14 protein-coding genes and 1 other RNA gene are annotated in these 22,267 nt (G+C 42.6%); 3 read left to right on the top strand and 12 right to left on the bottom strand.

Going from position 1 to position 22,267, the window contains the following annotated elements; translation table 11 throughout:
* Window positions 1-2: 2 nt before the first annotated feature.
* The 9 genes from ABYB02_RS04225 to fabB form a co-directional block, all read right to left on the bottom strand.
* Entirely contained in the window at window positions 3-497 is a 495-nt protein-coding gene (locus ABYB02_RS04225; protein WP_372761211.1) for a CvpA family protein, read from the bottom strand.
* Window positions 498-692: 195 nt separating this feature from the next.
* On the bottom strand, window positions 693-1,319 hold the full coding sequence (locus tag ABYB02_RS04220; protein WP_372761220.1) for an SPOR domain-containing protein: 627 nt from the start codon (window positions 1,317-1,319) through the stop codon (window positions 693-695).
* A gap of 11 nt (window positions 1,320-1,330) precedes the next feature.
* Window positions 1,331-2,596: a bifunctional tetrahydrofolate synthase/dihydrofolate synthase gene (folC, locus tag ABYB02_RS04215; RefSeq protein ID WP_372761210.1), complete on the bottom strand. Its 1,266-nt coding sequence runs from the start codon at window positions 2,594-2,596 to the stop codon at window positions 1,331-1,333.
* A gap of 24 nt (window positions 2,597-2,620) precedes the next feature.
* Window positions 2,621-3,496 (bottom strand): acetyl-CoA carboxylase, carboxyltransferase subunit beta, encoded by an 876-nt coding sequence (gene accD / locus ABYB02_RS04210; protein WP_372761209.1) that lies wholly within the window; start codon window positions 3,494-3,496, stop codon window positions 2,621-2,623.
* 152 nt (window positions 3,497-3,648) lie between these two features.
* Window positions 3,649-4,443: a tRNA pseudouridine(38-40) synthase TruA gene (gene truA / locus ABYB02_RS04205; protein ID WP_372761208.1), complete on the bottom strand. Its 795-nt coding sequence runs from the start codon at window positions 4,441-4,443 to the stop codon at window positions 3,649-3,651.
* A 146-nt stretch (window positions 4,444-4,589) separates the two neighbouring features.
* Window positions 4,590-8,348, bottom strand: a complete 3,759-nt coding sequence (locus tag ABYB02_RS04200; protein WP_372761207.1) for a FimV/HubP family polar landmark protein — start codon at window positions 8,346-8,348, stop codon at window positions 4,590-4,592.
* A gap of 350 nt (window positions 8,349-8,698) precedes the next feature.
* A complete protein-coding gene (locus ABYB02_RS04195; RefSeq protein WP_372761206.1) occupies window positions 8,699-9,715 on the bottom strand; it encodes an aspartate-semialdehyde dehydrogenase in 1,017 nt (338 codons plus the stop codon).
* 45 nt (window positions 9,716-9,760) lie between these two features.
* Entirely contained in the window at window positions 9,761-10,882 is a 1,122-nt protein-coding gene (locus ABYB02_RS04190) for a 4-phosphoerythronate dehydrogenase (protein WP_372761205.1), read from the bottom strand.
* 110 nt (window positions 10,883-10,992) lie between these two features.
* On the bottom strand, window positions 10,993-12,204 hold the full coding sequence (fabB, locus tag ABYB02_RS04185; RefSeq protein ID WP_372761204.1) for a beta-ketoacyl-ACP synthase I: 1,212 nt from the start codon (window positions 12,202-12,204) through the stop codon (window positions 10,993-10,995).
* A 181-nt stretch (window positions 12,205-12,385) separates the two neighbouring features.
* On the opposite strand from fabB, the gene mnmC reads away from it, so the two are divergent.
* Both mnmC and ABYB02_RS04175 read left to right on the top strand, forming a co-directional pair.
* Window positions 12,386-14,395 carry a bifunctional tRNA (5-methylaminomethyl-2-thiouridine)(34)-methyltransferase MnmD/FAD-dependent 5-carboxymethylaminomethyl-2-thiouridine(34) oxidoreductase MnmC gene (mnmC, locus tag ABYB02_RS04180; RefSeq protein ID WP_372761203.1) on the top strand — a complete coding sequence of 670 codons (2,010 nt, stop codon included), beginning with the start codon at window positions 12,386-12,388 and terminating at the stop codon, window positions 14,393-14,395.
* Window positions 14,396-14,477: 82 nt separating this feature from the next.
* Window positions 14,478-15,113, top strand: coding sequence for an NAD(P)-binding oxidoreductase (locus tag ABYB02_RS04175; protein ID WP_372761219.1), 636 nt, complete (start codon window positions 14,478-14,480; stop codon window positions 15,111-15,113).
* Window positions 15,114-15,142: 29 nt separating this feature from the next.
* Here the strand turns inward: ABYB02_RS04175 and ABYB02_RS04170 are convergent, their stop codons facing one another.
* Complete coding sequence (locus tag ABYB02_RS04170) at window positions 15,143-15,901, bottom strand: sulfite exporter TauE/SafE family protein (protein WP_372761202.1); 759 nt, start codon at window positions 15,899-15,901, stop codon at window positions 15,143-15,145.
* Between the two features lie 545 nt (window positions 15,902-16,446).
* On the opposite strand from ABYB02_RS04170, the gene gltS reads away from it, so the two are divergent.
* Window positions 16,447-17,661 carry a sodium/glutamate symporter gene (gene gltS, locus ABYB02_RS04165; protein ID WP_372761201.1) on the top strand — a complete coding sequence of 405 codons (1,215 nt, stop codon included), beginning with the start codon at window positions 16,447-16,449 and terminating at the stop codon, window positions 17,659-17,661.
* Between the two features lie 116 nt (window positions 17,662-17,777).
* Here gltS and ABYB02_RS04160 read toward each other — a convergent pair whose 3' ends face one another.
* On the bottom strand, window positions 17,778-21,494 hold the full coding sequence (locus ABYB02_RS04160) for an EAL domain-containing protein (protein WP_372761200.1): 3,717 nt from the start codon (window positions 21,492-21,494) through the stop codon (window positions 17,778-17,780).
* A 713-nt stretch (window positions 21,495-22,207) separates the two neighbouring features.
* Window positions 22,208-22,267, bottom strand: a transfer-messenger RNA (tmRNA) gene (gene ssrA, locus ABYB02_RS04155); the annotation flags it as partial.

The following is a 22,267-nucleotide window of genomic DNA, read 5'->3' as shown; positions in this document are numbered from 1 at the left end:
GATTAACGGTTTACTGAATTTAAAAAGCTCGAATTGTTTTCAAGGTAAGAAAAAAACCACTCAACAACAAAGCCAAATTCTGGAATCAAATTAGAGTTGCTCCACCAGTTCGTATTCGGTGCCCCGGTAAAAGCATCAAGAAAGAAAAGTAACGCGCTCACGACCAACACGCCACGAAGAGCACCAAAGACTATGCCGAAAACACGGTCGGTGCCAGATAGGCCGGTACGGTGTACCAATTCACCTAAAATGTAGTTTAGTAAACCGCCTAACAATAGCGTCGCAAAGAAGAGTATGGCAATGGCCGCTGCATTTCTTAAAAGGGGTTCAGAAATGGTTGTTAGGAAGGAAGCTAAATATTGGTAGAACAAACTAGAGATGATGAATGCGCCCGCCCATACAGCCAATGACATTGCTTCTTTAACAAAGCCGCGTATTAAACCGATGACGGTAGACAGTGCAATAATGCCAATAATGGCGTAATCAACCCAGATCATAAGAACCAATTAGTCGCTAATTTGGGGCGCATTCTATACCTAAACCTTGATGATATGCAAGTTTAAGCGGGAGATAACTCAGTGCTGAAAACGGTCATTTTTAGCAATAAATTAAATTCATTGCAGTCATTAATACGTGACGTAAAAGCAACCCACGAGTGGGTCGCTAAACCTCGCTAATGCTACTCATTGTGGTTATTTGGTCACTTCAAATTGGGTGACTTTACCATTAAGTTTGGTGAGCTTTTTAAGCGCGGGGAGCTGCGCTTGTAATTCATCTTTATTCAGCGAGGGCCCAACAAACACCTTAGTTAAGGTGCCATTGGGCGTTTTTACCGGCTTAGTAAATACTTTAAAGCCATTGGCTTGCAGCTTTGCTTTTAATGCTTTTACATTTGCCGCATGTGAAAAACTCCCCAACTGGATAACAAACGCCATGCTGGTTAAGTTTTCTTCAGGCTGACGGGCTTTAATTGGCTCAGCCACCACTGCTTTTTCCATGACAGGTGGCGTTATAGTCGCCTCAACCACAGCTTGCTCTGCTACAAAGTCACTTTCAGTTGTGCTTATTTGCTGCTCAAACTCGGCATCATCGGCTTGAATATCTTCAATGACGTCTTGTTGTAGCGGCTCAGCATCGGCTACTTTGGTATTGATTGCTTGTTGGAGGTCGATGGTTTTGAACTCAGGTCGTTCAGGGATCGCTTTAAAGCCTTCTTTGTAATGTACTTTTTCGCCATCAAGTATATTAGGTATAAACACGATGGCTGCAATCACGACAATACTTGTTCCGACTAAGCGATTTATAAAACTTGAGTTCACCGACATTCTCTCTATTTTTTAAAGTAATTAATAGCAGCAGCCACGGTAAAAAATGAACCAAATATTATCAAAACAGTGTCGTTTTGTTGTTTTGGTAAAATTACATTGAGTGCGTGTGCTACGCTATCATAACTATGCTTGATATTATTATGCGGTATGCTTTGTAGTGCATTTAGTAAGTTAGTCGCGCTATCTCCACGTGGGCCATCTAAGCTTGCTAATGACCACTCATGCACTAAATGACTTACCTCTTTAAGCACACCAGTTTTATCTTTATCAGCAAGCATAGCGGCTAACGCATGAATTTTAAAGCCTTTATCTTTATAGCTGGATAACTTATTTGCTAAATAACGCGCAGACTCAGGGTTATGTGCCACATCGGTATAGACTAATGGTTGAGTACTTAATTGCTGAAAGCGCCCTTCAACCACTAAGTCAGCTAAGCACTGTCTGATCACCGACTCACTTGGCAGTAAATTTAACACACTGAGTGTGGTTAATGCGGTTGCGGCGTTTTGACTCGGTATTGCCGGCTTATCAAAGCGCAGATTATGCTCTTTATAATGCCAGCTAAATGAGTCTGTATGCTCTGTAAAAGTAAAGTCACGTCCCGATAACGTCATTGGCGTATTAATTTCGTTGCCGTAATCGGTCATGGTATGCGGAATAGCCAAATCACCAATAATTGCTGGGGTATTGCTGCGAAAAATACCGGCTTTATCATAAGCGACCAATTCTCGGGTATCACCTAGATACTCTTTATGATCTAAATCTATGGTGGTAATCACACTGGCAAAAGGGGTAACAATATTAGTGGCATCATAGCGCCCGCCTAAGCCCACCTCTAATAAGATGTAATCAACCTCACAGCGTTTAAAAATAGCCAGTGCACCTAACGTGCCGTATTCAAAATAGGTCAGTGGAGTGTCTTTGCGGCCCTGCTCCAGTAAATGAAAGGCGTCAATATGGTATTGATCACTCAGCTCTTGCCCATTAACGCGCACGCGCTCGTTATAATGGATTAAATGAGGTGAAGCGTAAGTACCCACACTGTAGCCTTGTGCCAGCAGCAGTGACTCTAGGCAGCGCGCCGTGGTGCCTTTACCGTTGGTGCCAGCAATCAGGATAATTTTACTGGATGAGGTTAACAGGCCAACATTATTGGCAACCGTAGTAACGCGTTCTAATCCCATGGCGATATTCGCTGGGTGAACACTCTCTAAATAACAAAGCCAATCATCAAGGCTTGATGATTGGCTAGGGATCGTTTTTGTCATAACGTGTAATCAGTAAGCTGAAATTTACGCTACTCTATGCTCTTGTTCTGTAGAAGGCAAGTTCATAAATTTAGCAAGTACACGCGCTAAGGTATCGCGCATCTCACGACGGTCAATAATCATGTCGATTGCGCCATGCTCTAGCAAGAATTCACTGCGTTGAAACCCTTCTGGTAGCGTTTCACGCACTGTTTGCTCAATAACACGTGGCCCAGCAAAACCAATTAATGCTTTTGGTTCACCCACGTTAATGTCGCCTAGCATTGCCAACGAAGCCGAAACACCGCCCATGGTTGGGTCGGTCATCACCGAAATAAACGGCAGGCCTTTTTCTGTCATTTTAGCTAAAGCTGCGCTGGTTTTTGCCATTTGCATTAATGAAATTAACGCTTCTTGCATGCGCGCACCGCCCGATGCCGAAAAACAAATAAGTGGCATATTGTGTTCTAAACACTGATCGACAGCGTCAACAAAGCGCGCACCCACTACAGAGGCCATTGAACCGCCCATAAACGAGAATTCAAATGCAACTGCGGCAACAGGAATGCCTTTTAATTTGCCTTTCATCGCCACTAGCGCATCTTTTTCGCCACTTGATTTTTGTGCAGCATTAATGCGGTCGGAGTATTTTTTTGAATCTCTAAACTTAAGCACATCTTTAGGCTCATGCTGGGTGCCAAGCTCAACACGGTCACCTTCATCTAAAAAACACTCAAGACGCTTACGTCCACTAATACGCATGTGATGATCGCACTTAGGACATACATTTAATGCTTTTTCTAATTCAGCTTTGTATAAAATTGAATCGCACGATGTACACTTAGCCCAAACACCCTCTGGAATTTCTTTACGACCTGATGCTTTAGTCGTCTTAGGTAAGATCTTTTCTAACCAACTCATTTGCAACTCTCTTAATGCTATTCTGTGTCGCGAGCTTGCATGTCACCCATGCAAACAAATTTTCTCAATTAAAACATGAATTACACTAACACGGTATAAAAAACTGGTCTTAGTAGTTGCCGTACTTAGGTAAAGTGCTAAAAACCGCGTGGCTATTCGCTGCTATCGGGTAAAAATAACGGCCCGAGCGGTGTTTTAGGGATATTAAATTGCGCGGGGTAGTCTACATCGACTAAATATAATCCCGCCGCTTTTGCCGTAGCGCTGGCCTTTGCCCGCTCTTTTATATCGAGTAACTCTTTTAGCCACTCGGGCTGTTGCTTATTGAGGCCAATATCCATTAAACAGCCGGTAATATTACGTACCATATGATGTAAAAAGGCATTCGCTTTTATATCAATGACAACATACGCTCCCTGGCGTTGTACCGATAAATGCTGAATGGTGCGAGTTGCGGTATTGGCTTGGCAATGCAGTGCGCGAAAAGACGTAAAGTCGTGCTCACCAATCAAATACTGACAGGCTTGTTGCATTTTCGTTTCGTCAAGTGGGTGGTGAAAATGCGTCACCCCTTCATTTAACACCGCGCCACGAAACGCATAGTTATAAATAACATAGCGGTAGCGACGAGCCGTCGCGCTAAAGCGTGCATGAAAATCTTCTGCAACAGGTTGAGCAAAACGAATAGCAATATCTTTCGGGAGCAAGGTATTCATGCCTAAGGTAAAGGCAACCATTTCACGATCGGCATGGGTGTCAAAGTGAATCACCTGGCCAGTGCCATGTACCCCAGCATCGGTGCGTCCAGCACAAACAACCTCGACCGGATGGTTACAAATACGCGACAATGCCGTTTCTACTTCTTGTTGTACGCTATTTACGTGTGACTGACGCTGCCAACCACTATAACGTGCGCCATTGTACTCAACTCCTAGTGCTACTCGCATAATTACTGCTTTACCTACTGTGCTAATGAACGGGGCATTTTATGCTATCTGGCGATGCAATAAAAGTAACAGAGCAGCTTTGCTTTCAATAGATAATAAAAAACCGCAGTTAGCATGGCCAATTGCGGTTTTTTTGTTGCGTTTATTTATTTGAGTTTGGCTTTTAAGCTCAGTGCTTCTTGTTGCACTTCTTCAGGGCCTTTATCAATCACCTCGCTGACGATTTTTAGCGCCGACTCATAATCATCAATTTCAATGTAAGCCCGTGCTAAGTCTAATTTAGCCGAGTAACCACCGCTTTCGGCATCAACATCAGTGGGGTTGTCGCCCGCAAGTAAAGCATCAAATTCGCCAAGGCCCACGTCCATATTAACTTCATCATAAGGTTCATGATCGAGTTCCGCTTCGTCACTTTGATCAAGTAATGAGTCAATATCCACAAATACCTCTTCATCTACCGCAGCGGCATCTGCCGTACTATCCGTTGCCGCTTTATCAAGCACTTCTTCACCAACTACTGCGTCATCTAGTGGCTCGTCTGTTAATAGCGTATTAAAGTCAACATCATACTCACTGCTGTCGTTTAGCTGTAAATCTTCTGGCTCAGCGAGTTCATTGAGTAAAGAATCAAAATCAGTTTGCGATAAATCGGCCATAAACTCATCATCAAGTTCATCATCCGACACCATGACTGCATGGTGATCCAAATCATCTGCTTGAGTTAACTCAGCCTCGCGATCGGCATTTGTTTGTTCATCATCAAGCTGATTACTCAATGTCTCATCTAGCTCTGCTTGCTCAAACTCAGTATCACTGTTTTCAACTGCCGTTAATTGTTCATCATGAGTTTGCTCAACTTCATTGAGTAACGCCGCTAAATCGTCATCATTGAATTGGCTGTCAGCTGTTGACGGTTGCTGTTCATTGTCCAGTTCACTATCAAATGCTGAAAAATCATTATCTAGCAGTAATTCATCATCAAAATCAGCTTCTAGGCTATCTAAGCTCGCCTCGTTGAGTAACGCATTCGCCAAGTCTTGTTCTGCTTGACTCGATGGCATTCCTTTCGCTTCACCATCTAAGTCATCACCCTGCAGCTCTTCGGGCAGTAGTGCCGACTGCTCTTCGCCAGCAACAATATGGTCATCATCCAGCGCTAACTCGGTATAATCTTGCTGTGCTTGTGCCGGCTCAGGCGCGGTTAGATCCTCATCTAATGGCTCAGTTTCTTCGTGCTCAGCGGCGAGCGGATCATCACCTAAATCAACTTCAACTTCTTCAATATCGTCATCTAACTCATCAAGTTGCCATTGCTCAGCGTTAATAGCCTGTTCTTCATCTTCTACTTGCTGCAGCTCATTTAATAACTCATCAACGCTTTTTAAATTATCATCATTGTATTCTTCAAGCGCATCTTCTGCGTCGAGTAAAGCGGGTGACGTGTCGCTAAAGTCATCACGCTCTACGTCATCAAGTTCGTCGGCAACTGGCGAGCCTACTTGCGCATTACTCTCAGTCTTCTGTGGCTGCTCAGACTCTGGTTCATCAATTAACGCGTCGATATCGTCAAGCGCAATGTCTTCGTCTACAGCGGGGAGTTTATCTGCATTCTGGGCATCTTGTTGCTGTTCAGTGACGGTTTCATTCGGCGCGTTTTCAGCAGCGCTTTCACTTTCAATACCACCTGAGTCATCATTCAAACCCAGATCATCTAAATCATCATTCAAATCCAGATTATCTAAATCAACATCATCCAGCGCGTCATCTGGTTCATCGATTAGCGCGTCGATATCGTCAAGCGCAATGTCTTCGTCTACAGCGGGGAGTTTATCTGCATTCAGGGAATCTTGTTGCTGTTCAGTGGCGGTTTCATTCGGCGCGTTATCAACAGCGCTTTCACTTTCAATAGCAGCTGAGTCATCATTCAAATCCAGGTCATCTAAATCAACATCATCCAGCGCGTCATCTTCTTCATCAATTAACGCGTCGATATCGTCAAGCGCAATGTCTTCGTCTACCGCGGGGAGTTTATCTGCATTCTGGGCATCTTGTTGCTGTTCAGTGGCGGTTTCATCCGGCGTGTTTTCAACAGCGCTTTCACTTTCAATACCACCTGAGCCATCATTCAAATCCAGGTCATCTAAATCTACATCATCCAGCGCGTCATCTTCTTCATCGATTAGCGCGTCGATATCGTCAAGCGCAATGTCTTCGTCTACCGCGGGCAGTTTATCTGCGCTCTGGGCAGTGTGTTGCTGTTCAGTGACGGTTTCATTCGGCGTATTTTCAGCAGCGCTTTCACTTTCAATACCAGCTGAGTCATCATTCAAATCCAGATCATCTAAATCATCATTCAAATCCAGATCATCTAAATCTACATCATCCAGCGCGGCGTCTGGTTCATCGATTAAACTCTCAACATCGTCTAACTTTAAATCATCAGCACTATCATCAGCACTATCATCGGCTGGCAATGCTTGTTCGGCATCTAATATGTCATCAATATCAAAGTCTTCATTCGCCAGCTCTTCGCTAAATGCCGAGATCTCATCGTTTGATTCTGCACTGTCATTTTTAGCGGTTGCCGGTATCGGCGCAATATCAGGTAGGCTGTCGTCTTCATCAAATAAGCTATCTAGCTCATCGGCCGATAAAATATCGTCGTTACTTTTAGTATCGGGCAAGTCTAAATCTATGGTTTCATCTAAGCTGTCATCAGGCGCTTCATCGAATCCTGGCTGCATAAAGATATCCAGTTCATCGTCTTCAGCATTTTCATCATCAAAAATAATGTCATCACTTAGTAAGCTTTCTAATTCATCTTGCTCAAGCAAACTATCATCTAAGGTATCATCATCTAATAACACATCGTCATCTAATAGCGCATCGTCCGCTGCCCCTTCATCTAAGCGAACACTTAAATCATCGAGTGGATCAGAGTCAGGAATAATCGGATCGTCTAAATTCTCCGTATTTAGGTTATCATCGCTGTTATACACAGGCGTTTGCGGTAAAAATTCATCATCGTTTTGACTGTCAGGCTCTGTGTTATTGGCACGTTTACGTAAAAACATCACCACGGCAAAAATAATCAGCAAACCCGGAATGGTCATTAATAAAATCAGTACTAAGGGGTTCGATAATAGGTCGGCAAAACTACCACTTGCCTGCTGCGCGGCTTGTTTCTCTTTTTGTTGGGCAATAATTTCATTTTGCTTAACAATCAGCTCTTTGAGTTGCTGCTGAATTTCACTGTCTTGTCCTAGTTGTTGGCGCAAGTTGTCGAGCTCTTTTGAAATACCCGAGAGTTGTTGTTTAAGTTTGCTGTTCTCTACCAGTATTTCTTCTACATTGCTGACCGAGCTTTTAAATTGCTGCTGTAACTCAACTAATTTATTGCCTTGATCTGTTTTTATTGCGTTTAGTTCTTGTTGTATGGCTTTTTTAGCGTCTTCTACGTCTACTTTACGCGCTTGGGTCACTTGGGTTTGCGCGGTGTTTATTTGTGCTTGCGTTAACGTGCCATTTTTCTTTTGTGTCCACAGTTTATCGTCTTGCTCTGAGCGTTGTTTGGCTAACTGTGGGCTAACACTGTTGATTTCGGCTAAAGTGGGGATTTTTAAGTAAGCGCCATATTGCATATGGTTCAGGTTTTGATCTAAAAATGATTGCGGATTTTTGTTATACAAGGCCTGCATCACTTGATAAATAGTGACGGAATTATCTGGGCGAACTTTTGCAGCAATACGCCAAAGTGTATCGGTCGGTTTAATGGGCCCTATTGTTCGTCCTTGCACACCGTAGTCAACGCCTTTAGGCCCCTTTAATTGGGTACTGTTTTGAGAGTAAACAGAAGTGACTATCAATGCAGACGCTAATATAATAATTGTAGCTAAACCGCGCATGCTGATCCTTTAATGTTTAAATGTTAACGTAGCTCCCGCGAATGGGCGCTTAAACATTGATTATTCTTGCCGTTATCAACCAGATGGTTGACTCACATTTTTATTACAATCTATTTTTATTGCAAGCTCTATTCCAAATACAAACTATAAACCAGTTACTGCCTAATATCCATCGCAACACTTTGAAAATAAATACCTTAAATGTATTAATAAAAATACCTTAATGCAGCAATATCAACATACTGGCTTATTTTTAATCTGGATACGGCAATAAATTGACAAACCCGACAAACAAAAACGGCAAACCACACCGGTTTGCCGTTTTTATCTGTCGTTATCTTTTAAGTTAATTAAAGATAATTAGCAATGAGTTCTTCAGCAATTTGAATACTGTTGGTCGCCGCACCTTTACGGGTGTTGTCACTCACTACCCACATATTTAACCCATGGGGATGCGAAATATCAGCGCGTAAACGGCCGATGTAAACCGTGTCATTACCACTGGCATCCGACACCGCTGTTGGGTAATCCCCTGCATCGTCGATTAGCTCAACACCGGGGGCATCGTTTAATAACTGCTTTACTTGTTCAAAGTCGTAAGGCATACGTGTTTCGATATTAATAGACTCTGAGTGGCCAAAAAATACCGGCACCCGTACACACGTGGGGTTAACCGCAATGCTAGTGTCGCCCAATATTTTATGGGTTTCGTTAACCATTTTCATTTCTTCACGGGTATAGCCATTGTCTTCAAAACTATCGATTTGCGGGATCACATTAAAAGCGATTTGCTTGGGAAATACCGCGTTGTCCATGGGGCGTGCATTCATTAAATTGGCAGTTTGTTTTGCCAGCTCATCAACCGCTTCTTTACCCGCTCCCGACACCGCTTGATAGGTCGACACATTAATTCGGTCTATACCATAGGCGTCGTAAATTGGTTTTAGCGCCAACATCATTTGAATTGTTGAGCAATTAGGGTTAGCAATGATATTACGATTTCTAAAATCGGCTAAGCTGGATGCGTTCACTTCCGGTACTACGAGGGGGATTTCAAAGTCATTTCTAAACTGTGAAGTGTTATCAATCACAATACAACCGGCGTCTGCAGCAATAGGCGCATACTTTTCTGAAACATTGCCACCCGCTGAGAAGAAACCTATGTGCGCTTGGCTAAAGTCAAAGCCTTCAACATCTTGTACTTCAATGGTTTCACCACAAAACTTAATGTCTTCCCCTGCACTGCGGCTACTGGCTAATAAAAATAGCTGATCAACAGGAAACTTACGCTCTGCCAGTGTTTCTATAATTTGACGGCCAACTAAGCCGGTAGCACCAAGCACTACAACGTTAAATTTTTGCGACATATTCTTTCCTCTTTAAACGATATTAAAACAACACCGCTAGTTAAATTAGTGGCTAACTGTAAAGCCAAGTTGCTTAAGGGCGGTTAACTGTGGGCTATCACCAGTTAATGTTAACGTGCTAAATTCACGTCTTAATGGGTAGTTTTTCCGTAAGCTATCAAAGCCATCACTGGCTAAATTTGCCAGTAAAATACCGTCATCGCGGCGTATGTCATAAATTAAATGCACTAAACGTGATATATCTGCTTCAGTAAAGGTGGCTGACACACTGAGCTGCGAGATTGCCGGTGGTGGTAAAAAATCATCCAGCGTCTTTGTTGCTGTTATACCATTTAGCTGACAATACTTTTCATACAACATTTGCGTACCACGCGCTTTCCCTTCCAGCGTATGCCCTGCAATATGCACACTGGCGTAGCGTACATGCTCAAGCAGCTCGGTTAAGATATCAGGTTCATTTTCCCATACATCTAACACCAAATCTAACTCGGCACCGTGTTGCATCACCGCAAGTAAGGCTTGATTATCAATCACATCGCCACGGCTGGCATTAATTAATATCGTGCCTGGTTTTAAAGCTTGTAAGCGGCTGTGATTAATTAAATGCCGTGTTTTATGCTCGCCAGTGGTAATGAGTGGCACGTGCAGGGTCACAATATCTGCCTGAGCAAGTAGTTCATCCAGTTCAACATGTTGCTGCAATGTGCCTTGCTGGTGCTTAATGGGATCGCACAGCAATACTGTCACATCAAGGGCTGCCAACTTTTGTGCTAAACACTGGCCAATATTACCCACCCCCACTATGCCAATGGTTTTGCCATTGAGTGACGTTGCATTTTCTTGGCACAATGCAAATAAACTACTTATTACGTATTCTGCAACGGCAATCGCATTACAACCAGGGGCACTGCTAAAGGCAATATTTTTAGCCGTTAATAGTGGCGTATCTATGTGCTCTACACCAATTGTCGCTGTGCCGACAAAGCGCAACTTGTTAGCCTGTGCTAACAGTTCACTATTCACCTGAGTCACTGAGCGGGTAAGCAAAATATCCGCATCAATTAGCTGCTCAGGCGTTAATTTTCGACCATCAAAACGCACTACTTCGCCAAAGTCAGCAAAGTACTGCTCCACTAAGGGCATATTTTGATCAGCAAGAATTTTCATTACAAAGTCCGTCGGGCAATTGAGGTCGCTATTGTAACGAACAAAGGGCACCAGGCACAAACTAAAAAGCCGAGCTATGCTCGGCTTTTAAATAAAGGGTAAAGATAAACTTAGCCTTTATATTTACTCATTACTAAAGTGGCATTCGTACCACCAAAACCAAAGCTGTTCGACATCACTGTATTGAGCTCAATATCGCGACGCTCGGTTACAATGTTCAGGCCAGCAGCTTGCTCATCTAGTTCGTCAATGTTAATTGATGGCGCAACAAAGTTATGCTCCATCATTAATAGTGAGAAAATAGCTTCGTGCACACCTGCCGCACCCAGCGCATGACCAGTCATCGCTTTAGTCGCACTGATCATTGGTGAGTTACCACCAAATACTTCTTGAATGGCGCCCAGTTCTTTAACATCACCTACTGGCGTAGATGTACCGTGTGTGTTTAAGTAATCGATACTGTCGACACCTTGCATCGCTTGACGCATACAACGTACTGCGCCTTCGCCTGATGGGGCAACCATGTCGTAACCATCTGAGGTAGCGCCATAGCCAACAATTTCTGCATAAATGTGCGCGCCGCGCGCTAGGGCATGCTCTAGCTCTTCAACAACTACAATACCGCCACCGCCTGAAATAACAAAGCCATCACGGTTAGCATCATAAGTACGCGATGCCTTTTCAGGTGTGTCGTTGTATTTAGTAGACAACGCACCCATGGCGTCAAATTCCATCGCCAGCGTCCAGTGTAGCTCTTCGCCACCACCAGCAAAAATCACATCTTGCTTGCCAAGTTGAATTTGCTCTACCGCATGGCCAATACAGTGTGCAGAGGTTGCACATGCTGAGCTAATTGAGTAGTTAACGCCTTTAATTTTAAACGGCGTTGCTAAACACGCCGACGTGGTGCTCGCCATTGTACGTGGCACCATGTAAGGGCCAACGCGCTTTACGCCTTTTTCGCGTAAAATATCAGCGGCTTCTACTTGCCACTTCGATGAACCACCGCCTGAGCCAACTAATAAGCCCGTGCGCTCATTAGATACTTGCTCTGGGGTTAAGCCCGCATCTTCAATTGCTTGCGCCATTGAAATATAAGAATAAGCAGCCGCATCTCCCATAAAGCGCATGGCTTTACGGTCAACAAGCTCTTTCACATCTAAATCAATTTTACCTGATACATTGCTCCGTAACTTGTAGTCGGCAAATTCTTGATTAAAAGCTATACCACTGCGGCCCGCTTTTAATGACTCTAACACTTCTTCTTTATTGTTACCGATGCTTGATACAACACCAATACCCGTAATAACGGCTCTTCTCATGGGTAATTCCCTTAGCTAAATACTAAATTTGGTTCTATTTTACGCTGAATTTAATCTCTAAGTGGTCAGCTTTCTAGCGTACACTTGTACTCTGAACCTCTAGCATATAAATAACGCCAGACTATTTCAAAGAAAACCCGTAAAATAATAAAAAACTTTTGCACTAAATTGATATTTGCTGATGATAAAAAACGCCAAAATCCACTTTAATCATTTAGGCACTCCCACTGCCAATGACTTCGACGACATATATTTTTCTAATGATGATGGTTTAGCCGAATCGCATTACGTTTTTTATCAGCAAAATAATATCGCGTCACGATTACAACAGCATGACTTAGCACATTTTGTTATTGCCGAAACCGGCTTTGGCACCGGCCTTAATTTTTTAAATAGTTGGCAACAGTTTAATCACCATCTTGCCCACCAACAAGGTCAAAAACACACGGCGCAAGGTGTAAAACGGCTGCATTTTATTTCCTTTGAAAAGTACCCATTAACACTTGCCGACTTACGCCAAGCATTGAGCGTATGGCCTTCGCTGCAGACATTAAGTGAGCAACTCATCGCGCAGTACCCTACTGCCTTAGCCGGTTGTCATCGGCTTGAGTTTAATAATGGTGCCATCGTATTAGATTTATACTTTGGTGATGTAATCGATTCCATAAATAGCATGAGTTACCCAGCCTCTGGGGTGGTAGATGCCTGGTATTTAGATGGCTTTGCACCGAGCAAAAACCCTGATATGTGGCAACAACCGCTGTTTAACGCCATGGCTGATATTTCAAAAAACAACGCCAGTGTCGCTACTTTTACCGCCGCAGGCTTTGTGCGTAGGGGGTTAATCGCAGCGGGCTTTGCCATGCATAAAGCCAAAGGTTTTGGCAAAAAACGTGAGATGCTAATTGGTACGCTGCAGCAAGCGAACGCTCAGCAATCGTCCCCGGCCTATTTTCAGCACCCAAGTGCAGCACTTACTAATGTGGCCGTTATTGGTGGCGGCATTGCCAGTAGCTGTATTTTATACAGCTTGGCTAAGCGGGGTATTCACAGTCAGCTATTTTGCCAGCATGAAAGACCGGCCATGGGTGCATCCCATAACGTACAAGGTGCACTTTACCCGCACTTACAAGCCAAAAACTCGCCGCACAGTGAACTATTCGCCCACAGTTTTTTGTATGCCAAACGTGTTTATCAGCAGTTACTTAATAGCGGCTTTAGTTTTGATCATGACTGGTGTGGCGTACTGCAACATGCGGTTAAACAACCACTTGCAGAACGTCAGCAAAATTTAGCCGACAAACAATTATGGCCCGACGCACTCATGCGCCCTGTCACGGCCGCCCAAGGGGATGCAATAGCCGGAGTCAGTACCGGCTATTCTGGTGTTTACTTCCCACTAGGGGGGTGGGTTAACCCGCCACAACTGGTTAACGCCATGCTCAATGCCGCCGATAGTTTAATGCCGTATAAACGGCATTTTAACTGCCACATAGAGCGACTAGAAAAAACCTCTCAAGGTTGGCTGCTATCTAGCAAAGGTGAGCAGTTTGGTCCGTTTAGCGATGTTATTGTTTGTGCGGGCGAGCACAGCGATGCTTTTGTACAAACCTCGTCTTTGCCCATTGTGGGAGTACGTGGGCAAGTGTCGCATGTTAAAGCCAGCCCACACTCTGCGCAATTAAAAACCGTGTTGTGTCATAAGGGCTACTTTACCCCTGTCTATCAACAACATCATTGCATGGGTGCCACCTTTGAAAAAAACACCAAGAGCCGCGCAGTCACCGAGCAAGATAACCTTACAAACCGCCAGCAGTTGCTTAGTTTTTATCAGCACAGTGAATTTGCAACAAGTTTAGGGGAAATAAGCTCAGCCAAAGCGGCTGTGCGTTGTAGCTTTATCGATCACCTGCCGATGGCAGGGCAATGGGCTGAGCAAAGTGACTACAGCACCGCGTTTGCTAATTTACGTTTGGGTAAACGCTACCAGTATTTGCCGCTGCAACAACCACAGCAGGGGTTGCACATTTTTACCGGTTTTGGTGCTCGCGCTTTATGCAGTGCTCCACTTGCCAGTGAGCACTTAATTAGCAGCTTAAACAACGAGCCACGGCCATTAAGTGAACGTGTTAGCCAAGCTATACACCCCGCGCGTTTTATCGTGCGTGATTTAATTCGTAATAAAATTTAACCAGTTAGCTATACTTTAAAAATATATCAACGCATCTCGAACTAGGGTAAGCTGAATTAGCAAACAAATTTAGGAGTTAATGATGAGTAAAACCTTAATTATTGGCGCTAGTGGGCAGATTGGTAAAATGACCACCGAGTTACTACTGCAAGATGAACATAATGTGGTCGCTTTAGTTCGCGATAAAGATAAATTAAGTGATTTAAATAGCGTGCACTTAACGGTTGTAGAGCAAGACTTAGAAAGTGACTTTAGTGAGGTGGTTAAAGACTGCGAACAAGTTATTTTTGTCGCGGGCTCTGGTGGCGGCACCGGCGCTGATAAAACACTACTCATTGACTTATGGGCAGCCACTAAAGCCATTAACTATTCCAAAGAGCACAGTGTTAAACACTTTATTATGGTGAGCTCATTAGGGGCAGACGATCCCGATGCCATCCAAAGTGATCTTAAACCCTATTTAGTGGCAAAGCATATGGCCGACAGATACCTGATCAACAGCGGCCTTAGTTACACCATAGTACGCCCAGGTGCACTCACCAACGAACCGGCATCCATGCTTATTAGCACCACCCGCCCCACGGATCGTTCAAATGCAAAAATAAGCCGAGCAAACGTCGCGCATGTGCTGTTTAATATTGCGCAACATCACTGCAATAGTAGCTGTATTTTCGAATTATTTGATGGCGATAAACCGATTAAAGCCGCGGTAAAATAACCACTGTGTTTAGCAACAAGCTAATGCAACTAACTCATTAGCTTATCCACTCCTTGCCACGCTAACTGCAGCGCAAGGAGTGTTAAAATCACTTTAAAAATCCCCTTAAAGCGCGCCGTCGACATGTGCTGCAATAACCGAATACCTAACCAGGTGCCAATAGCACCACTTAACACCATCACCAGCACTAACGGCAACCACTGCCAAAAGCTAAAGCCGACTAAAAAATACACCACCACCTTGAGTATATGCTGCAATGTCATAATGCTTGAAAAGGTCGCGGTAAACGCTAGCTTATGGTAATTATTAATGTGTAAATAACTGGCTATTAAAGGCCCACTGGCCCCTACAAACATAGAGATTAGCGCCGTTATCATTCCTGCAATAACACGCCCTACTCGTGAGTCATTATTAAAGCGGGGCGTTTTACCCCACAGTAAATAAATAACAAAAATAGCGACGCCTAACTTCATGCTATCGAGTTGTATATCATCAACTACAGCACTCGATAACAGCGCCCCAATCGCCCCGCCTAAGGTAAAATAAATAAACATACTTTTATCAATATGCTTAATACTCAGTGCTAAGCGATTCACGTTTGAGCCCAACTGCACTAAGCCATGTACCGGCACCACCACCGCCATGGGCATTACCGATGCCATTACAACCAGTAACATGAGCCCACCACCGGCACCAAAAGCAGCCGAAACAAATGAGGTTACCCCCGCCAAAATTATGAGCATTATGGCGCTCAATGGAGTTAAAAGCTCAGCCGTGAATAATTCCATAGTTAACCTTGATGATGAATAATTACCCTATAATGGCGATTAACTAAACGCGTTGCTATTGCCCTTAGGTAGTACAACAAATGTTAAAACGCTAACACTCAGCCACGGGTCAGTAACACAAGACTAATTGTGCAGCATACTTATGATGAATGCATATACACAGCGGCTACTTTTTGAGCGTACCAATGGTATTAAAAGCTTTATTGCAGCGCGTTTTAGCTTAACTTTAAGCTCACTTTAATAAGAATAAAAATTCATAAACGCCGATTCTTAGCTGTAACTCGGTGTTAATTGCTGAATTTTAAACCAAATAACCTACAAAGTTAAAATATGCCGCTTGCTTGGCGTCGGGTATATGCTAAGCTCCGCTCCTTAAAATTACACCTTGCCCATTTTTTGTTAGTGATTTGTTAGGTCGCAAGGTGCTGCTTTTGCTTATGCCACCCTAAAGTTTTTAACTGCTAATTTTTTGATTATTGCTTACAAAGTAAACTTGAGTCATATGCAAATGAAAATATACCGTATTAAAAAGGTTAAATACGCTTATGAATATTGAAATCTCTATCATAGAAACATTACTTGTTTCTTTATTAATTCTTTTTGCAGGTTATTACCTCAATAGCAAAATTACTTTTTTAAAAGATAACAACATCCCTGAGCCGGTAGTCGGTGGTATCGCTTTTTCTATTATTGCCGCTATTTTACATATCTATTTTGACGTTAACTTTCAATTTGATATGACCTTTAAAACCCCCTTAATGACCCTATTTTTTACCACCGTCGGCCTTGGCGCAAGCTTTAGCTTACTGCTAAAAGGCGGCCCTAAAGTGGCGCTGTTTCTTGGCGTAGCAACACTGTATTTATTAGTACAAAACGCCGTTGGGGTTTCAATTGCCGCAGCCACCGGCATGGAGCCATTAATGGGCTTAATCGGCGGCTCAGTGACTCTTTCTGGCGGCCATGGCAGTGGCGCCACCTACGCTGATTTATTCATTAATGAATATGGCATGCAAAGTAGCGCATTTGAACTGGCAATGGCAGCCGCCACGCTCGGGCTTATTCTTGGCGGCTTAGTGGGTGGCCCCGTTAGTAAGCGGCTCATTAATAAGTACAACTTAAAAGCGGATAGTAGCTATCACGAAGAGCGCGATGACACCGTTACCTTTGACCCTGACGATCACGACCTAGTAACGCCACGTAAAATGATGGAAACCTTATTTATTATTTTATTATGTATGTACTTAGGCCGTATGGGCTACGAATCACTCAAAGCAATTGACGTTATTTTACCCGCGTTCTTAATTCCATTATTGATTGGTGTTGTTATTACTAACCTGACTGAGTTTTCTAAAGTATATAAAGTTAGCCGCGCGTGTATCGATTTATGGGGCACCATGGCACTGTCGATGTTTTTAGCCATGGCGCTCATGTCATTAAAAATATGGGAGCTACTCAGTTTAGCCGGCCCCATGATCTTTATGATTTTAGTACAAGCCATGATGCTAATGCTGTTTGCCTACTTTATTACCTTTAGAGTGATGGGTAAAAACTATAATGCCGCCATTATTGCGGGCGGCCATTGTGGTTTTGGCTTAGGCGCAACACCAACCGCAGTGGCGAATATGGAATCTTTAGTGTCACGCTACGGCCCCTCCCCACAAGCATTTTTAGTGGTGCCTTTGGTGGGCGCATTTTTTATTGATATAACCAACGCACTGATTATTCAACTTTATTTAAGCTTGCCTTTTATTAGTGGCTAATAGCTTAAATTGACGGCATTTTTAGAATATATTACACATGCTGCCGTTTGAGTGGCGGCATGTTGATTATCTCAGCGGTAGTTAAGCTTACAGTATATTAAATGCAGCATAGATAACTATTGCAGCTGTTGCGCGTGTGCCAATAATTTTAATACGCTATGAAAAGGCATTGGCCGAGAGTATAAAAACCCTTGTACTAAATCATCTTTATATTGTAGTAGTAGATCGGCTTGCTGCTGGGTTTCAACCCCTTCTGCAACCACTGTCAAGCCCATCGAATGCGCTAAAGAATACATATTACGCAATACTAGCAGTGATGGTTGTTGCTCCGTTGCCAAGTTAATAATACTACGGTCTATTTTTAAAGTAGAGATCGGGGATTTAGCAAGGTAGTTTAATGAGGTATAGCCGGAGCCAAAGTTATCCAAAGCAAGCGTGACTCCCAGCTCTTTTAGTGCCAGCAACAACAAATGGGTTTCATCACTGTCGTCCATCAGTAGTGTTTCGGTGATCTCCAGCTCAAGCATCTGCGCAGGTAATGCTGTACGCTTTATGGCCTTACTAACTATTGTAAGTATATCACTCGTATATATTTGCTTTGCCGAAATATTAACCGACACAGCAGCCGTTAACAGGCCTTTAGCATGCAACTGTGCAGCCTGTTGGCATGCGGTGTCAATGACCCACTCACCAATGTTAGCTATCGAACCATTCGTTTCTGCTTCGGTAATAAATTTATCGGGTAAAATGATACCTTCTTCTGGGTGGTGCCAGCGTATTAACGCTTCTAAACCGGCAATTTTTCCACTCGTTAAGTTAATTTTAGGCTGATAATATAACTCAAATTCGTTATTTTTTAAGGCATGTTTAAGGCTTGATTTAATTTTAATTTTTTCAGCTAATTTCTCTTTCAATACTTGGTTAAAAAAGTAAGCTTGCCCTTTGCCGGCTTTTTTAGCTTCGTACATAGCACTATCTGCATGAATAAATAACTCATGTTCGTTAGTGCCATCTTTTGGAAAAAGAGCCACCCCTAAACTTGCCGAGCCTGTAACACTCACGCCAGATAATTGATAAGGCTCACACAGGCTAGTTGTTACTCTATTCACTACCTTGTATAAATCTTCATCGAGCTTATAGCGGTTAAGCAAAATGACAAACTCATCCCCACTTAATCGAGCTAAGTAATCCCTTTTACGAATACTGGCTAACATCCTTTTTGCAGCCATTTTAATGTATTCATCGCCTGTCTTATGGCCATAAATATCGTTTGCATCCTTAAGATGATCCAAATCAACTACGATTAATGCAAACTTCTCATTCGGCTTTGCAACTAAACTGGCTAGCTGTTGCTGAAAATCTAAACGGTTGGGTAAGTTGGTCATCATATCGTGATGCAACTGTTTTTCTAGATATTTTATTTGCTTACGTCTAAATACAATAAATTGCCATATCAGTAGCAGCGACAAAGTTAATAAACACGCCAACGCATAATACCAATATGGAATACTGATATTAATATTTAGCTTGGCAATATTATTACTCCACTGCCCATCGCTGTTACTGCCCTTAACTTCAAAGCTATAATGCCCTGGAAATAAGTCATGGTAAGCTGCATAAGGCGTACTACTTGGCTCACTCCACTGCTGCTCATAGCCTAATAAGCGATAACTAAAGCGATTATGTTTTGGGTTAGCATAGTCAAGCGCGGCAAAGTGAAATTCAATATCGTAGCCCGCTAGCTCTTGGCTTGCGTTTTCTGTCAAGCTCGCTTTGTTGATGCTCTGATAAATATTATCTTGATAAGATAACAGCTGAGTAACTTCCACCGCTGGCGAATATTGGCTTAATGTTATAGCGTTAGTGTCTATCTCAACAAGGCCTTGGGATGAGCTAATAAACAAGGTTTTATCAATTAACCTAGCACTGGCCATAATAAATTTTAACTTTTTAATATTAAATAAGTTTTTATAAACCTGAAGCGATTCAGAGTTAATATTAAAACGAATCAACTCACTGTTTGTCGTCAGCCAAATGGTGTTGTTATCTATCGCCAGTGTTGTTAGCTCGTTGTTTGGTAGGCCCTGCTCTGTGGTGTAGTAGCTAATTTTAACCGCCGATGTATTCACTTGGGTTTGTATTTTAACTAACCCCACCCCTTGTGTTGCAGCCCAAAAAACACCTGGCTTGCCTTCACGAATAGAGGAAACCCGTATATAAGCGTTTTTAGTCTCACTTGCGCCTAATTTATAATGTTGGTATTCACCGGTTATACGATTAACCCTAAAGATCCCATCGGTTGTGGCCATCCATATTTCACCCTGAGAAGACAAAATGGTTTCATTGGTAAAGTTGCCCTCTTTGGTATAATTACTCTCGTCTGTATGTAAAAAGCGCCGAATAATCCCTTTATCAGGGTGAAATAAGCTTAACCCCACTTTATTATACCCGGTGATCCAAACACCGCCATCGGGATCCGGTAACACGGTATACAGCGGCTGATTAGGCAAGCCCCACTCGTTATCTATGTCATTATTAAAAAAGTGCAGGGTTTGTGCTACTTTATTAAATAACCCCAATCCAGTATTAGATGCCATCCAAACTTCATGTTGGTTATTCACCAATAGCCACACTTCTTTGCTTTGCTGTTGTGGCTGCAGTTTATTAAAAACGTGGCGACTAATTTCCCGTGTAGTACTATCAATAAGGTCAATACCATTTTCATTGGCAACCAAACTACTATTTGCTCCATACTGCACACTACTATAAACAAAGCTGCCAGAGAGTCCTTTGTCACCCGGCAAAGAGCGATAAAAATATACTCCCTGCTGTTGAGGAAGTAATTTTGACACTCCCAAGTCGGTAGCAACCCAAATAATACCGCTACTATCTTGAAAAATATCTTTAATGGCATTACTAATAATTGAATAAACATCAAATTGCCGATTTTGAATTAAGGACACTGTGTTTGACGCTAAATTAAGCACCGAAATTCCATTATAGTTATGACCTAACCATAATTGCTGCTCGTCAATTTGTAATATTGAGCTAACAGCATTCTCGCTCAACCCCATAGATTGAGTGAAATGACGTACATCATCGTTTGTAAAATCAACTAAATACAAGCCATTATATTCTGTTGCTATCGCCAGCCAGCCGTTACTCAGTAACTGCATGTCAGCAATATAATCATCATTTAGTTGTTTAATTGCGGCATGTTTACTAGTAACCGGCGTTAAAGTCATAACCCCCACAGCCAACTTTTTAAGGCCTTGCTCGGTAGCAAACAATAGCTCCTCATCAGCGGTTTCAACAATGGCATTAATACTACCACTGCACTCACCCGCTACTGTTTTAAAGCTATCATCAGCCCTATTGTAAAGGGCAGCGCCTTCTCCTGTGCCTACCCAAAACCTATCTTTTGAATCAATAAAAATGCTCAGGATCCAGCTAGACGGCAACCCCTCGGCCACTTTAAATATATCGATACTACCATCAATATTTAAACGATTAAGGCCATCTTCTGTCGCAAGCCAAATATTCCCTGTTTTATCTTCAAGAACTTGGGTAACAAAGTTATTAGAAATATGATTTTTTGAATTAGGAGAAAAATAAAAGTGTCGAAAAGTGTAACCATCATAACGGCTAACTCCTCGCGCAGTGGCAAACCAAATAAAGCCATTGGATTGTTGAAATGTTTGTACGATTTCTTGTGAAGCTAAACCATCTTCAAGAGTTAAGTGATCAAAGAGGTAATCTGAGCCAGTTGCAGCGCATACAAACGCAGGAAACGATAAAACAATACATAACCATAGTGTTAAAGTAAGGTGCATCCTGTACCCCTGCACTGAATTAACTTGCATATTTAGATACTATTTTCATATTAACTAAATAGCATATAAAGGCGGTGTTTCGCATAAGTAGTAAGTAACTACTTATATGATTATTCATTAATAAAGCAACTACCATAAAAAAGCAACTTCCCGATTGAGTTATATGGCCCTTAGCCATAACAGCCTCTGGGTTTAACTTTGGCAACAAACAGCTTGTAAAATTACTGTAGTTTTAGAGGTCATCAAGCCTGATGCATATAACTCGGTCGTTCACTAATTACGAATCAGTCATTTTATGACTACTGATAAAAGATGCCAATAACCTGTTTTGGCGCTTACTATTCGTGGTTGCCTTAAAATACCTTTAGACACTTTCATACTACTTGGCGATTTACCAATATAAACTGCTATCTGGGCTTTGGTAATACACAAGCAATATAAAGCGCGCTCGTAGTCAGCAAACTATTTGATTTATTAACTTCAGTCAGCTTCAACCCCTCATTTAAACCTTTATTTTTAAATGCTTAGCTTCGGTTATTGCATCAAAAATCATCTGCAACATAAACTCCATAAAAGGCACGCTATCGGCTTGGTGCATACGTTGGCGAGTCTGTAATCTTAATTAACCTTTAGCCATAAAAAAACCCGCAGCTTGATTACTCAAGTTGCGGGTTTTTTAGGGTTTTTAAACCAACGAATTTAAAAACCATTATTGGTGGAGCTGGGGGGATTTGAACCCCCGTCCGAAAAGCCTCGACCGTCGGTACTACATG

The sequence above is a fragment of the Pseudoalteromonas sp. genome (assembly GCF_041613455.1).
GTDB lineage: Bacteria > Pseudomonadota > Gammaproteobacteria > Enterobacterales > Alteromonadaceae > Pseudoalteromonas.
Note: the sequence above shows the minus strand (reverse complement) of the source record. Positions and strands in the feature narration are given on the sequence as shown.